This window comes from Clostridium omnivorum (assembly GCF_026012015.1).
GTDB lineage: Bacteria > Bacillota > Clostridia > Clostridiales > Clostridiaceae > Clostridium_AX > Clostridium_AX omnivorum.
The window spans coordinates 3,822,736-3,837,315 of record NZ_BRXR01000001.1 but is presented as its reverse complement, the minus strand read 5'-3'; the positions used below and the strand labels follow the sequence as shown (position 1 = coordinate 3,837,315).

At 31.2% G+C, this 14,580-nt stretch carries 13 protein-coding genes; 5 read left to right on the top strand and 8 right to left on the bottom strand.

The window, feature by feature from the left end:
* Positions 1 to 64 precede the first annotated feature (64 nt).
* Genes bsdE14_RS18110 through bsdE14_RS18100 form a run of 3 tightly spaced genes read right to left on the bottom strand, consistent with a single transcriptional unit; the run spans position 65 to position 2,965 of the window.
* Positions 65 to 1,633, bottom strand: coding sequence for a sensor histidine kinase (locus bsdE14_RS18110; RefSeq protein ID WP_264851401.1), 1,569 nt, complete (start codon positions 1,631 to 1,633; stop codon positions 65 to 67).
* The gene (locus bsdE14_RS18105) at positions 1,623 to 2,318 is read right to left on the bottom strand and encodes a response regulator transcription factor (RefSeq protein WP_264851400.1); all 696 of its coding nucleotides are present in this window, start codon (positions 2,316 to 2,318) and stop codon (positions 1,623 to 1,625) included. The genes bsdE14_RS18110 and bsdE14_RS18105 overlap by 11 nt, the downstream gene beginning before the upstream one ends.
* Complete coding sequence (locus bsdE14_RS18100; RefSeq protein ID WP_264851399.1) at positions 2,264 to 2,965, bottom strand: phosphatase PAP2 family protein; 702 nt, start codon at positions 2,963 to 2,965, stop codon at positions 2,264 to 2,266. Before bsdE14_RS18100 ends, bsdE14_RS18105 begins: the two co-directional genes overlap by 55 nt.
* Positions 2,966 to 3,280: 315 nt before the next feature.
* On the opposite strand from bsdE14_RS18100, the gene bsdE14_RS18095 reads away from it, so the two are divergent.
* The 3 genes from bsdE14_RS18095 (at position 3,281) to bsdE14_RS18085 (ending at position 6,604) form a co-directional block, all read left to right on the top strand.
* On the top strand, positions 3,281 to 4,036 hold the full coding sequence (locus tag bsdE14_RS18095; protein WP_264851398.1) for a DUF3298 and DUF4163 domain-containing protein: 756 nt from the start codon (positions 3,281 to 3,283) through the stop codon (positions 4,034 to 4,036).
* A gap of 217 nt (positions 4,037 to 4,253) precedes the next feature.
* A complete protein-coding gene (locus bsdE14_RS18090) occupies positions 4,254 to 6,140 on the top strand; it encodes a YgiQ family radical SAM protein (protein WP_264851397.1) in 1,887 nt (628 codons plus the stop codon).
* 161 nt (positions 6,141 to 6,301) lie between these two features.
* The gene (locus bsdE14_RS18085) at positions 6,302 to 6,604 is read left to right on the top strand and encodes a hypothetical protein (RefSeq protein ID WP_264851396.1); all 303 of its coding nucleotides are present in this window, start codon (positions 6,302 to 6,304) and stop codon (positions 6,602 to 6,604) included.
* 64 nt (positions 6,605 to 6,668) lie between these two features.
* Here bsdE14_RS18085 and bsdE14_RS18080 read toward each other — a convergent pair whose 3' ends face one another.
* Entirely contained in the window at positions 6,669 to 7,481 is an 813-nt protein-coding gene (locus tag bsdE14_RS18080; protein WP_264851395.1) for a ribonuclease H family protein, read from the bottom strand.
* Positions 7,482 to 7,775: 294 nt separating this feature from the next.
* On the opposite strand from bsdE14_RS18080, the gene bsdE14_RS18075 reads away from it, so the two are divergent.
* Entirely contained in the window at positions 7,776 to 8,732 is a 957-nt protein-coding gene (locus bsdE14_RS18075) for an alpha/beta hydrolase (RefSeq protein WP_264851394.1), read from the top strand.
* A gap of 103 nt (positions 8,733 to 8,835) precedes the next feature.
* Here the strand turns inward: bsdE14_RS18075 and bsdE14_RS18070 are convergent, their stop codons facing one another.
* From bsdE14_RS18070 to bsdE14_RS18060, 3 genes are all read right to left on the bottom strand, one after another.
* Positions 8,836 to 9,162: a DUF4870 domain-containing protein gene (locus bsdE14_RS18070; RefSeq protein WP_264851393.1), complete on the bottom strand. Its 327-nt coding sequence runs from the start codon at positions 9,160 to 9,162 to the stop codon at positions 8,836 to 8,838.
* A gap of 330 nt (positions 9,163 to 9,492) precedes the next feature.
* Positions 9,493 to 9,618 (bottom strand): hypothetical protein, encoded by a 126-nt coding sequence (locus bsdE14_RS18065; protein WP_264851392.1) that lies wholly within the window; start codon positions 9,616 to 9,618, stop codon positions 9,493 to 9,495.
* 93 nt (positions 9,619 to 9,711) lie between these two features.
* Positions 9,712 to 10,581, bottom strand: a complete 870-nt coding sequence (locus tag bsdE14_RS18060) for an SDR family oxidoreductase (protein ID WP_264851391.1) — start codon at positions 10,579 to 10,581, stop codon at positions 9,712 to 9,714.
* Positions 10,582 to 10,783: 202 nt separating this feature from the next.
* Here bsdE14_RS18060 and bsdE14_RS18055 point away from each other — a divergent pair, with 202 nt between their 5' ends.
* Positions 10,784 to 10,921: a CDIF630_02480 family spore surface protein gene (locus bsdE14_RS18055; protein ID WP_494337214.1), complete on the top strand. Its 138-nt coding sequence runs from the start codon at positions 10,784 to 10,786 to the stop codon at positions 10,919 to 10,921.
* 73 nt (positions 10,922 to 10,994) lie between these two features.
* On the opposite strand, the gene nifJ is transcribed toward bsdE14_RS18055, so the two are convergent.
* The gene (gene nifJ / locus bsdE14_RS18050) at positions 10,995 to 14,519 is read right to left on the bottom strand and encodes a pyruvate:ferredoxin (flavodoxin) oxidoreductase (protein ID WP_264851389.1); all 3,525 of its coding nucleotides are present in this window, start codon (positions 14,517 to 14,519) and stop codon (positions 10,995 to 10,997) included.
* Positions 14,520 to 14,580: the final 61 nt, after the last annotated feature.

The window sequence follows — 14,580 nt, the reverse complement described above, 5'->3', positions numbered from 1 at the left end:
TATATGAAAGTAATATATATTTAAAGAAAAAAATCACAGTCCTACTGTACTGTGATTTTTTTCCTTATCTTTCTAAGTTTAATTCTACATAAAAGCTTATAATCTCATTTTTACTTTCTGCCCATATATTTCCTTCATGCAACTCTACTATGTTTTTAGCTATAGCTAGTCCAAGTCCACTGCCTCCAGTAGATGAAGATCTTGACTTCTCAAGTCTATAGAATCTATCAAATATCTTTGACAAATCCTCCTTTGAAATGTTTTCCCCTTTATTTTCAACACATACTAGTACAGAATTTTCTTTTTTTATTATTCGAACCCATATATCTCCAGGCTTTTCACTATACTTTATAGCATTGGAAATAAGATTTTCGAACACTCTTAAGCATTTATCTACATCTACGTTTACCATTACTTTTTCATTTGGTATTTCCTTCATCATTGTAATATTATTTTGTTCAGCCATTGGTACCATTTCCTCAATTAATTGCTCAACAAATTCATTTATATCTACAATTTCTTTGTTCAACTTTATTCCTGAATTTGTAAGTTTCGTATATTCAAACAGGTCTTCTATTAAGACTTTAAGTTTATCAGCTTTGTTATATGCTATATTTAAATATTCAATCATCTGCTGCTCATTTTCATATTTTCCATCCTTAACAAGGCCTAAATATCCCATAACTGAAGTAAGAGGAGTTCTTAAATCATGTGATACATTTGTAATGAGTTCATTCTTTGTCCTCTCAGCACTTCTCTCAGCCTCTATTTGAACCTGTAGTTCGTTTACCATAAAGTTAATATTATCCGCTAAAGAAGCTAATTCATCTTCTCCAGACCTTTCAACCCTATAATCTAAATTTCCTTTAGATATCTCCATGAGACCATTTGCAATATTCTCCACGTAAGCCATTTTATTTTTAGTTAAATATAGAAATATAAAAACAAATGAAGCTATTGCTATAAGTACTGCAACAAAAGAAGTACCCCCAGTCTGATTGTATTCAATTTGACCCTGTGGAATTCCTTTGACAATAACATAAGCCCTAGTATCACTAAAATTAACTGGGTAAAAGCTAACATATTCCTTTCTTTTAGTTTCATAACTGTTTTCATTAGCCTCATAGGGCTGAGGTTGATCTTGCTTTACTTCCATAGCATTCTTAATTAAGTTATACATATCAACCTGAGACTCACTTGCATTTTGTGATTTATAAATAGCTTTTCCATCCAAATCAACAATGATGATTTTAATCTCATTGGAGTTCCTTTGCTTATTTTGAATCAATTTTTCTATTTCTTCTTTTTGATTTATTGAATATTTTTCACGATTTATTGAATTAACAATATCAACAGCAACATTAGCAATACGGTGCATATCTGTTTGATAGTCTATTGTAGCAATTTTATTATTTCTTCTATAATATGAATTACTAATACTAAAAATAAACATAGCTGCCAATAGGCATACTACAAATGTATACACCAGCTCTGCCCTAATACTCTTCTCAACTTTCTCCATCATAGTATTATATAATTTTCTTAAAGGTTTAAGCATAAACCATAAAGGTCTCAGTAAAAGTTCTATAGGTTTAAAAATCCATCTTATTAATCGTGGAACTTTAATTTTCAATTTTATAACCTACCCCCCAAACAGTTTTTATATATTTGGGTTTTCTAGAATCCTTTTCAATTTTTTCTCTTATCTTTCTGATATGTACCATAACAGTATTATCAGATTCTAAAAACTCTTCCTTCCATACCCTTTCATATATTTTTTCAATACTAAAAACCATCCCTCTGTTCCTAGCTAATAGTTCTAATATATCAAATTCTCTAGGAGTTAATTTAACCTCTATACCATCTATCTTAACCTCATGAGTTGCTATATTAATAAATAGATCATCAACCTCTATAACATCCACATCGTTATAATGCTGCACATTTAATCTCTTATATCTCCTTAGTTGAGATTTAATTCTTGCCATAAGTTCTAGTGGGTTGAAGGGTTTTGTCATATAGTCATCTGCTCCAGTTATTAAACCATTTATTTTATCCATATCCTGACTCTTAGCTGACAGCATTATTATAGGCATATTTTTTTCTTCTCTTATTTTCATACATGCTTGTATTCCATCCATTTTTGGCATCATTATATCAAGCACGATTAAATCTACAGTTGTGTGTTCCAATATATTTAAAGCATCAACTCCAGTCTCTGCTTTAAGGGTATTATAACCTTCATTTTTTAAATAGATTTCCACTAAGTCTCTAATTTCTTTTTCATCATCAACAATGAGTACTGTTTCTTTATCCATCCCAAAATCCTCTCCAAATCAATTTTCTTTACAAAATTAAATACTATACTACTAATAAACATAGCACTAAAAGCATCTAAAATCACATGTTGTTTTATAAATAGTGTTGATAATATTATAGCACTAGCTACACTAAATACTAAAATTCTATTAATTAAGTTACCAGCTTTGCTTTCATTTATTGCTTTTATCATAAGATAACAGCTCAATACATGTATACTTGGAAAACAATTAAATGGTTGATCATATTTATATATGAGCATTACTATACGTGAAAAAATATCACTTCCTGCTACTTCAGGTCTTGGTACAGTGGTCTGAAAAATAAAGTATATTATAAAACATACCACCATACCTATATCATAGCTTATTAAGGTTTTATAATACATTTCCCTATCTTTAATGCATAGATATAAGAAAGTTAAAATTATAAATGCATACCATAAAATATACGGTATTACAAATATGCTCATAAACGGTATTGCCTTATCTATGTCAGTAACTAAATTATACACACCCCTTTTAGAATTATTTAGCAAAATATAAAAAGTAGTTAATAGTGGTATAGTTAGTACAAGGCTAAAAGCCATAAAATTCTCTCTTATTACCTTTTTTCTACTATATTCTCCAGCTCTTATATTAATCATTTTCTGTTCCTCCATTACTATACTAAAATATGAAAATTCACTAAATTCGCCACAGTCTTATATATATTTATCCACAAATCTTCTTTGTTTATCCGTTGCACTTTTTTCCTAAAAACTGTTAATTTATGCTACATATATATTCTAAAATAAATTTCTTAAGAAAAAATCTATTAAATCCTTAATTATTTCTTAAGAAATTTAAATTATTATTTAGTTAAGCAGAAAAAAATGTACAACCTTTTTAAGACTAAATTTGTCTAAAATGGATATGTTATATATAGGAACTTAACTAATTTTATGCTTGGAGGAACAACCATGAAAAAGTTTTTATATTTGCTCCCTATTATTTTTCTAAGTATTATTCCAATATCACCTCCACTAAACAATACAAGTTATAATGATAAAGCTTCAATTATGACAACAAGCTTAAGCGACAGCAGTATTAAATTTATGTCCAAGGAGATACAAAGCAAAGACTCTTTCCTAGAGCTAAACTTAAAATATCCTGTGTTATCTGGTCTCGAGAATAAAGCAAAACAAGATCAAATAAATGCTGTTTTTAAAAATTATATTGATAAAATAAGTAATGAAATGAAAAAATGTTCACTGAAAAATAGTAAAAATAACACTGAAAATCAAACTCCATTAACACCATACACAGCTACTACTGATTTTGAAGTGAAACACATAGGTAAATCAATAATCAGTTTATATATTAACTATTATCAGTACACTGGTGGCGCACATGGCATGCATGGAAAAAAACCATTTAATTTTGATTTAACCTCTGGTAGACAACTTGAATTAAAAGATATATTCAAAATAGGTACTGATTATAAAAAACTCTTAAGTGTAGAAATAGAAAAGCAAATGAAGCAAAAACAAGTACATTATTTTGATGACGCTGCTTATACCATTAAAAGTTTGCCAAATACTCAACCATTCTATTTTACTAATACTGGAATAGTGATTTATTATGGTTTATATGAAATTACTCCTTATGCAGATGGTCCTCAAGAATTTACTATTCCATATGACTATGTGAAAGATTACCTTATTGTATCTCCATAAAGCAATATACTACGCTAGCCAAAGCTAATAGGCTGGCGTTTTTATTATGCAATATATAGCTACTAAAATTAATTATACAGTAAATTACATACTATTATAAATTGTTTTCAATAATTTAAATTTTCTTTTTGATACTATTTATGATAGTATAAATAAGTAAATGATATTAACACATTAAAGTAGATATTCATTGCTTTATATAGAAGGGATAATGTTCATGAAGAATCAAATTAATAATAAATTTTTGCCTATTTCTAAAAAGGATCTTGAGGATAGAGGCATTGAACAACTAGATTTTGTTTTAATTACTGGAGATGCATATGTTGATCATCCATCCTTTGGAACTGCAATAATTGGAAGACTTTTAGAGCATGAGGGGTTTAGTGTTGGTATTATAGCTCAACCAAATTGGAATGATGTTAACGACTTTAGAAAATTAGGTAAACCTCGTTTAGGCTTTTTAATAAATTCAGGCAATATTGACTCAATGGTAAACCATTATACCGCAGCAAAAAAGAAAAGGCATGATGATCTTTATTCTCCTGGTGGAAAATCTGGTTTTAGACCTGACAGAGCTTTAATAGTGTACTCTAATCGTGCTAGGGAAGCTTTTAAGGATGTACCTATAATACTTGGCGGAATAGAAGCAAGTCTAAGACGATTTGCACACTACGATTACTGGGATAACAAAGTAAGAAGAAGCATACTTGTTGATTCTAAAGCAGATCTATTAATTTACGGAATGGGAGAAAAGCCTATAATTGAAGTAGCTAATCTCCTTAATTATGGAATGAGCATTGGGCACATGACTAATGTTCGCGGAACTGTGTATTTATCTAAGGATAAGGAGAACATAAAGGACTTTGTTGAAGCTCCTTCTTTTGAAGAAGTTTCTTCTGACAAACTAGCTTATGCTGAAAGTTTTAAGCTTGAATCTTATGAGCAGGATGCGATTAGAGGCAAAGCATTAGTTCAAAAACATGGTGATAGATATGTTATTCAAAATCCTCCACAATATCCTTTGACTGAAGAAGAAATGGATAGAGTTTATTCGCTTCCTTACACAAGAAAATATCATCCTATTTATGAAGAACAAGGCGGAATCCCCGCTATAAACGAAGTTAAATTTTCAATTACTAGTCATAGAGGGTGCTTTGGAAGCTGCTCCTTTTGCGCTTTGACATTTCATCAAGGCCGTACAATACAAAATAGAACCCAAGATTCTATACTAGAAGAAGCAGAACTTATGTTAATAGATAAAGATTTTAAAGGCTATATTCATGATGTTGGCGGACCAACTGCAAATTTTAGACATAAATCCTGTAAACTGCAAGAAACAAAAGGAGTATGTAAAACAAGGCAGTGCTTACACCCTACTCCATGCAAAAATCTTATTGTAGATCATAGAGAGTACCTCAGCTTACTTAGAAAGCTGAGAAAGCTACCAGGTGTAAAAAAAGTGTTTATCCGTTCGGGAATTAGATATGATTATTTAATCTATGACAAGAACACCGAATTTTTCGAGGAGTTATGTAAACACCATATAAGCGGACAGCTAAAGGTAGCCCCTGAGCATATTAGTAATAAAGTATTAGCACAGATGGGAAAGCCAAGTAAAGAAGTTTATAATAGGTTTACCAAAAAGTATTTCGAAATAAATAATAAATTGGGTAAAAAGCAATTTCTTGTTCCTTATCTAATGTCAAGTCATCCAGGAAGCGATCTTAATGCTGCAATAGAATTGGCATTATATATTAAAGAAATGGGATACACTCCTGAACAAGTTCAAGACTTTTATCCAACCCCTGGCAGCCTGTCTACTACTATTTACTATACTGGTATAAATCCTTTTACAAAGGAACAGGTATATGTACCAGTAGAGCAAAAGGAAAAAAGTATGCAAAGAGCTTTGTTACAATTTAATGTTCCAGAGAACTACAATCTTGTAAAGGAAGCACTTATTAAAGCTCATAGAGAAGATTTAATTGGATCTGGTTCTAAGTGCCTAATACCATTTAAAGCTCCAGCAAGAAGATACAAAAATAATAATAATAAAAATGGTGATAATAACAAGGGCCAAAAGAATGTAAAAAGAAGTAAATAACAAACAATGTTAATTTTAATGCATTAGCAATATTAAAGAAATAAAACCTGCATCTATATAACTGATTTTCTCGTTAATATTAGATGCAGGCTTTTTTTATGTATATTTTTATCGAAAATGTTAAAACATATATTGAACAATTTTAAAAGGAGTGAACATTTATGAGACATACTAGTAAACTTATAACAACTTCAGCTATTCTTGGAGCTGCAGCTGGAATTTATGCTTATAAACAAATGAGCAAAGATAATAATACCAATAATTCCTCCAGTAATTCAAATTCTTCACAAAAAGCTTCAACTTCTGCAGCTACCAATACTTCCTTTAATACTATAGAAACTAAGACAGTTACAGGATACGCAACTACGCCTGTTAATACCTCAGAAGGCAATAAGCCAATTACAGAATTCAGCAATTTAGAAGAACCTAATACAGATACTAATATAAAAATTGACATGAGATAATTATTGTCATAGGCACCTTATCTTTAGGTGCCTTAATCCTTCACCAAAGCTTTATTTCAAATTACTACTTATCTTCATTTTCTTTTATTTCAAATTCTAAAGTAGCTTTAATAAAGGCTAAGTTTGGGTTTAATCCCCTTGCTACCCATCTTAGAACATTTTTACTATAAGTACAATTTATATCCTCAAGGGTTCTTATCAAATACTCTTTAGTATAATCATCAAATCTAATCTGAATATAGTTCAGTAGTTCATTTATTTTTACCCTACTATATTTATCAATTCCAAAAGACATTAAAGAAAAAATGTTAGATATATTTGGTACTTTTGAGTTATTTAGTATTTCTATTTGATTTTTAGTATTTGTATTAACCTCTGGAAGCTTTTCAACACTTTTTTTACTAATGTAATTGCTTACACTAGAATTCCACTCTACCATTGTCTCATTTTCAAAATAAGCTATCGGCATCCTTGCACCCTTAGCTGCTAGAGCACATGCCATTTTGTTTCGTTCATTAGGTATCCAAGAAAATTCAATATTATAGTTTTTTAAACTCGAATATTCCATTATTTCACTTCTTAGTTCAACTATTTTTTCATCATCAAAACAACTTTCTTTAATCAATTGCATTAAAGCTAGATGGGAACTGCATTGAACAACTATATTTTTTATGGGAAAATTAAATTTTTCCAGCATCTCCAATGTGTCTTTTATAGCTAACAGTTCCGATTTATTGTTAGTTCCTATTCCCTTAGAACGAGAAATTATCTGGAGTACTTTTTTTGATCTAGCATCAATTATTACTCCTCCAATCCCCATTTCTCCAGGGTTCCCACAACATACCCCATCTGTATTTATAATCACATCATGTTCCACACTATCTCTCCTATTTATTGCTTTCCACAAAAATATATTATACTAGTATTTTAGTTTATAGAGTTCTACAAATCAACATTCTAAAATTATTGCCATTTCATGATAAAATATTAAATTCTACAAAAATCATGCAATATTGAGTCTTTTTATTATCTTAAATTATACTAATTGTATAATCAAAAATTAACCAATGCAAAAAATCCTTTTTAATGTTAAAATATTATTTGTTAGTCTAATTTAGAGGTGAAAATTATGGGGGTAAATATACAGTTTTCTAAACTTGATCACAATCATATGAGAAAGAAAAAAAGCAGTCCAATCAAGAAGGTTATTATCTTGATTCTCATACTGTTTATTTCGTTTAACGCGTTGGGTCTATACTTTGGAAATGAAATTTATAATAAATTATTTATTATAGAAAAATCAAAAGATAATAATCCTTATGAAACTGCCAAAACAACTTTTAACGACAGTAGGTTTTCTACACTTCAAAGGGAGGATATAAATATAAGTTCCAAATTCGACTACAAACTTAGAGGTACATATATAAAAAATTCCAAAGCTACAAAAAATACAGTTATTTTCTTACATGGAATTGGTCAAAATAGATGGGACTCTATGAAATATGCTGACTTATACCTAGATCGTGGGTTTAACGTTTTTATATATGATTCAAGAGCTTGTGGTACTAGCGGTGGTAAAAATATCTCCTATGGATATTATGAACAGTATGACTTAGATACTATTGTTACATGGCTACAGAAAAAGAATAAAGATGGCGTTATAGGAGTTCATGGAGTTTCATTAGGTGCTTCTACTGCAATAATGCATTCTCAAATAGATAGCGATAAAAATAGAGTTAAATTTTATGTTGCCGACAGTCCTTTTTCAGATTTAAATACATTAATAGGTATGAAACTAAAAGAGGATTATAAAATAGATAACTCAATTGTGGAAAAATTAGCTTTATTTTATTCTAATAAAGTTACATCATTAAGATCTGGTTTTACTTTCGATAAGGTTTCTCCTATATCCTCAGTGAAATCCAGCAAAGCTCCAATATTATTTATTCATGGCAAAGATGATTTAATTATTCCATCTTATATGAGTGAAACCCTATATAATGCTAAAAAAGGTGAGAAAGTAATATATATTTCTTCAAATTCAGGACATGCTTCAACACTAAAATATAACAAAAATGATTATAAGCAGAAGTTAAATGAATTTCTTGATTCAGTTATGTCAAAATAAAAAAAGGCTTAAGTATAGCAAATTAAACTATTGCAGTACTTAAGCTTTAATTTTTATATAATTTCCATACTAAAAAAGTCCTTATAAATTTTATATAATAGAATTAAAGACCTCTTGCGAACCTGCCAGTTATAGGATATGAATAATCCTTTCCATCTAATACGTTTATTATTGCAATTATTGGCATAATCACAGCTACTATTCCTACAAATATAAGACCTATAAATCCAACTAATATTATCACAAGTATTCCTGAAATAGCTCCAGCTACTATTAGTCCAAGCTGAAAAATAAGAGCTTCCTTTGCTTGAGTTCTTACGTAATCATCACTACTTATAAGCATAACGACTAAGGGAATTAATATTGGAGCCGCAAGAAATACTCCACCATGTGATAATGCAGCTAAAAGTTTTTGTTCTGTACTAGGCATAATGCTCCTCCATAAATTACTTACCATATATATTATGTTAGTTAACTAATGAAATTTCTTAATTATAACTTAATTTTACCATAATTAAGAAGCAAATACTGATAATTATTAAAAAATATTTTTCGAATAAATTAAAGCCATCAGTAATAACCGATGACTTCGTTTAACTTTATGATTTTTTTCTATTTTTGGTGTTTTTATCTTGAACATTACTTGGGTCTGTATCTTTTGTTCCAATGTTTACTGAATTTTTATTTACTTCACTCTTTTTTCCTTTACTCATAATTATCCTCCATTACAAGTGCTTTAAACACTAATTTATTTTTCACTTTAAATATTAGGAAGTCCCCTTACAGGTTTTCTCATATTAGGATCTGTTTCATGAGTAACTGGGTTAGAGGATTTTGGATTAGTAGTTTTATTGTCGTTAGTTTGTTTGTTTTTCTTATTACCCATTATTATCACTCCTCTCTTTTTTAGAATTCCCAGCAGTAATTATTTAATGCCTATTATTATAAGTAAATTCATCATGATATATCTATTTATATATCATGAATTTAACATTTCTCCACCGTTAATATGAATTGTCTCTCCATTAATAAAAGTTGATCCATCAGAGGCTAATAATACATAAGCTGGCGCTAACTCCACTGGCTGTCCTGGCCTTCCTATAGAAGTGCTGCTCCCAAATTTTCCAACCTCTTCTTCATTAAAGGAAGAAGGTATTAACGGTGTCCAAATAGGTCCAGGTGCTATTGCATTGACTCTTATTTTTCTTTTAGCTAAGGAAAGAGATAGCGACCTTGTAAAAGTTGTTACTGCCCCTTTTGTTGCAGAATAATCTATAAGTCTCTCATCTCCCTTATAAGCAGTTACAGATGAAGTATTAATAATAACTGCTCCTTCCTTTAAGTGTGGCATTGCTGCTTTTGTTATAAAAAACATACCGAAAATATTAGTCTTAAAGGTTCTTTCAAGCTGCTCTTTAGAAATATCCTCTATACTGTTCTGTGGATGCTGCTCCCCAGCATTATTTACTAAAATATCTATTTTTTTATATTCATCAATAATTTTTCCTACACAATCAGCACAAAACTTTTCATCCCCAATATCTCCAGGTAATAACAAACACCTTCTACCCTGTGCCTCTACATACTTTTTTGTATCTTCTGCATCATCATGTTCATCCAAATATATAATTGCAACATCTGCACCTTCCTTAGCATAAGCTACTGCAACTGCTCTTCCAATTCCACTGTCACCGCCTGTTATTACTGCTACTCTATTAAGAAGCCTTTGAGAAGCTTTATAATCAGGATCATCAAAAACTGGTGGAGGATTCATTTCTTTTTCATGCCCAGGTTGTTTATTTTGCTTTTGTGGTGAAATCTTTGTGGGAAAATCTCTATTTACATCCATTCATATTTCTCCTCTCTAAGTGTTTATGATAATTTAATTTTCTATTAAATATCAAATATAGTTTTTATAAAAATTCCTAAATTATTCTTTAATTATTTTTTAAATTATTTATATCTTGCTATATAAATAGAGATACTATATTTGAGGAGGAGATAAAATGAAAGATGAAAGTAATATAAACGATACAATAAAAAGGGAATCAATGACTGTTCCTATTGAAAAACATGATACAGCTTCATGGGCAAACATGGAAAACTTAAAACCAGTATCTAGGGTTAGTATTCCAAGTGAAACTGAAGTTAGAAACGCTAAAGAATATGTTGACAGCAACGAAAAGTAAAACAAAAATAGTAAGGACAAAATCCTTACTATTTTTGTTTGAGTTCATATTTAATTTATAAAATATGAATCTTCTAATATTTCATTTCAGCTAAACGCTTGTAAGTCTCATATCTTTCTCTTGCATTCTTTTCAGATTGCTTAAATAATCCTTCTGCTCTTTCAGGGAATACATTCATTAGAGATGCGTATCTAATCTCTCCTTTTATGAAATCCTGATAAGATTCAGTAGGCTCTTTTGAATCAAGCACAAATGGATTTTTCCCTTCTTCTTTTAATACCGGGTTATATCTGTAAAGGTGCCAGTATCCTGAATCAACAGCTTTCTTCTCTTCTTTTATACTGCTTCCCATTCCCACTTTGATTCCATGACTTATACATGGAGCATACGCTATTATAAGTGATGGACCCGGATATTTTTCAGCTTCAATAATTGTTTTTATAGCATGATTCATATTCGCTCCCATTGCTATTTGAGCAACATAAACATATCCATAGCTCATTGCAATGAGTCCCAAATCTTTCTTTCTAACATTTTTACCTGCTGCAGCAAACTTTGCCACTGCTCCAGTTTGTGTGGATTTTGAGGATTGACCACCTGTATTTGAATAAATCTCTGTATCCATAACAAACAAGTTTACATCTTCTCCCGTAGCTAATACATGGTCTAATCCGCCAAAGCCTATATCATAAGCCCATCCATCTCCTCCAATCATCCATTGAGACTTCTTAACAAGAAAATCCTTTTTATCTAAGATTTCTTTTATAATAGTATTACTATTATATTTACTGTCATTTATTAAGTCTAATAATTTAGCACTAACCACTTTAGATTCCTGGCCCTTATACATATTATCCAGCCATTCATTAAACAGTGCTTTAACTTCATCATCTAAGTCAGACTGAAGCCCTTCTCTCATAATGTCAGCTAACCTATTTCTCATTTGAGCTACTGCTAGGAACATGCCATAACCAAATTCTGCATTATCTTCAAATAATGAATTTGCCCATGATGGACCTTTTCCCTCATGATTTGTAGTATATGGTATAGAAGGTGCACTTGCTCCCCAAATTGATGAACATCCAGTAGCATTAGCAATCATCATTCTTTCTCCAAATAATTGAGTTAATAGTCTTATATATGGAGTTTCTCCACAGCCTGGGCAAGCACCATTGAATTCAAGCAGCGGCCTTACAAATTGACTTCCTTTAAGGGTGTTTCTATCCATAACATCTTCCTTAGGAGTAAGAGACATTGCATACTCCCAATTCTCTGTTTGTTCAACAATTTGTTCTTCAGCCGGCTTCATTATTAGAGCTTTTCCAGGAGCAGGACATACATCTGCACAATTTCCGCATCCAGTACAATCTAGTGGTGCTACTTGTATCCTATACTCGTAGCCTTCCAATCCTTTTCCTGCTGCTTTCTTTGAGACAAATCTTTCCGGTGCTTTATTCTTTTCATCTTCTGTTACAAGAAATTGTCTAATTGTAGCATGTGGACATACGTAAGCACACTGACCACATTGAATGCACTTATCTATTTGCCATTCAGGTACCATTACTGCAATTCCACGTTTTTCATAGGCTGCAGTACCTAATGGGAATGTTCCATCTTCCATGCCAACAAAAGCGCTTACTGGAAGTTCATCTCCTTCATGTCTTGCGATTGGTGCCTGTATTTTATTAATGAAGTCTGGAACTTTTTTAGTTGTTTCATTAACATCTTTTGCATTTGACCACTCTGCAGGTATATCAACTTTAACTAGACCATCAAGTCCTCTATCTACTGCAGCTTTATTCATCTCAACTATCTTTTCACCTTTTTTACCATACATATGCTCAATAGAATTTTTAAGATAGTTTACAGCATCCTCAACTGGTATAACCTTTGATAGTTTGAAGAATGCTGACTGCATAATCATATTTATCCTTGCTCCTAGTCCTATTTCCTGGGCTATAGATACTGCGTCAATGGTATAAAAATTAATATTGTTATTTGCTAAAAATCTCTTCATATGTCCTGGAAGCTTATCTTCAAGTTCTTCTTTATTCCAAGGGCAATTTAATACAAATGTTGCTCCACTCTTAAGTCCCTTTAGAACCTCTATATTGTATATAAAAGACTTATTGTGGCATGCAATATAATCTGCATGATAAACTAAATAAGGAGAACGAATAGGCTGTTTCCCAAATCTTAAGTGGGAAACAGTACTTCCACCTGACTTTTTACTATCATAGGAAAAATACGCTTGTGCATATAGTTCTGTGTTATCACCTATAATTTTAATTGCACTCTTATTAGCTCCTACCGTACCATCTGAACCTAATCCCCAGAATTTGCAGCTGATAGTTCCTTCAGGACTGGTTTCAACAATTTCTTCTTCTTTTAGTGATGTATTAGTAACATCATCAACTATGCCTATGGTAAACTCATCCTTAGGAGCTTGCTGCTTCAGATTATTATAGACAGAAATTATTTGTGAAGGAGTGGTATCTTTTGAACCAAGTCCATATCGTCCTCCAACAATAACAGGAGCATTTTGATTATTAAAGAAAAGCTTAGTTACATCTAAGTATAGTGGTTCGCCAATAGATCCTGGTTCTTTGGTTCTATCAAGAACTGCAATTTTCTTAACTGACTTTGGTAATACATTAAAAAAGTACTTTTCAGAGAATGGCCTATATAAATGCACCTTTAAAAGACCAACTTTTTCTCCCTTTGCCCTTAAATAATCTATTACTTCGCTTATAGTATCACATACAGAACCCATTGCAATTATGATGTTTTCTGCATTAGGATCTCCATAATAATCAAATGGATGATATTCTCTACCAGTAATATTTTTTATTTCCTTCATATAATTTTCTACTATGTCTGGAACCGCAAGATAAAATGGGTTTGAAACTTCTCTTCCTTGAAAATATATATCTGGGTTTTGAGCAGTTCCTCTTACTACTGGATGTTCTGGATTTAATGCCCTATCTCTAAAAGCTTTTATAGCATTATGATCAACTATCTTTGCTAAATCCTCATATTCTAGAACTTCTATCTTTTGTATTTCATGAGAAGTTCTAAAACCATCAAAAAAGTGAAGAAATGGTACTCTTCCTTTTATAGCACTTAAGTGAGCAACAGCTCCAAGATCCATAGCTTCTTGTACATTTGAAGATGCCAACATGGCAAATCCGGTTTGTCTTGTTGCCATTACATCTTGATGATCTCCAAATATTGAAAGTGCATGAGCAGCCACAGCACGAGCACTAACATGAAATACTGCTGGTAGTAATTCACCAGCCATTTTATACATATTAGGTATCATTAGTAATAGTCCTTGAGATGCTGTATATGTAGTAGTTAAGGCTCCTCCTTGAAGAGCGCCATGAACAGCACCTGCTGCTCCTGCTTCAGACTGCAATTCTGCAACTCTTACAGTTTGATTAAATATGTTTGTCTTTCCATGTGCAGACCATTCGTCTACCCCCTCTGCCATAGGAGTAGATGGGGTAATAGGATAGATAGCTGCTACATCCGTAAATGCATAGGAAACATATGCCGCTGCTTGATTTCCATCCATGGTTTTCATATGTTTTTTCATATAATTGGCCTCCATATCAAATAATATTTTCATTTATACATCATTTTTTATTATTTGTTCA

Excerpts from the sequence above, each read along its gene's own strand:
- bsdE14_RS18105 (WP_264851400.1), bottom strand. The coding sequence starts at position 2,318 with ATGGATAAAGAAACAGTACTCATTGTTGATGATGAAAAAGAAATTAGA.
- bsdE14_RS18100 (WP_264851399.1), bottom strand. The coding sequence starts at position 2,965 with ATGATTAATATAAGAGCTGGAGAATATAGTAGAAAAAAGGTAATAAGA.
- bsdE14_RS18095 (WP_264851398.1), top strand. The coding sequence starts at position 3,281 with ATGAAAAAGTTTTTATATTTGCTCCCTATTATTTTTCTAAGTATTATT.
- bsdE14_RS18090 (WP_264851397.1), top strand. The coding sequence starts at position 4,254 with ATGAAGAATCAAATTAATAATAAATTTTTGCCTATTTCTAAAAAGGAT.
- bsdE14_RS18085 (WP_264851396.1), top strand. The coding sequence starts at position 6,302 with ATGAGACATACTAGTAAACTTATAACAACTTCAGCTATTCTTGGAGCT.
- bsdE14_RS18075 (WP_264851394.1), top strand. The coding sequence starts at position 7,776 with ATGAGAAAGAAAAAAAGCAGTCCAATCAAGAAGGTTATTATCTTGATT.
- bsdE14_RS18070 (WP_264851393.1), bottom strand. The coding sequence starts at position 9,162 with ATGCCTAGTACAGAACAAAAACTTTTAGCTGCATTATCACATGGTGGA.
- bsdE14_RS18065 (WP_264851392.1), bottom strand. The coding sequence starts at position 9,618 with ATGGGTAATAAGAAAAACAAACAAACTAACGACAATAAAACTACTAAT.
- bsdE14_RS18060 (WP_264851391.1), bottom strand. The coding sequence starts at position 10,581 with ATGGATGTAAATAGAGATTTTCCCACAAAGATTTCACCACAAAAGCAA.
- bsdE14_RS18055 (WP_494337214.1), top strand. The coding sequence starts at position 10,784 with ATGACTGTTCCTATTGAAAAACATGATACAGCTTCATGGGCAAACATG.
- nifJ (WP_264851389.1), bottom strand. The coding sequence starts at position 14,519 with ATGAAAAAACATATGAAAACCATGGATGGAAATCAAGCAGCGGCATAT.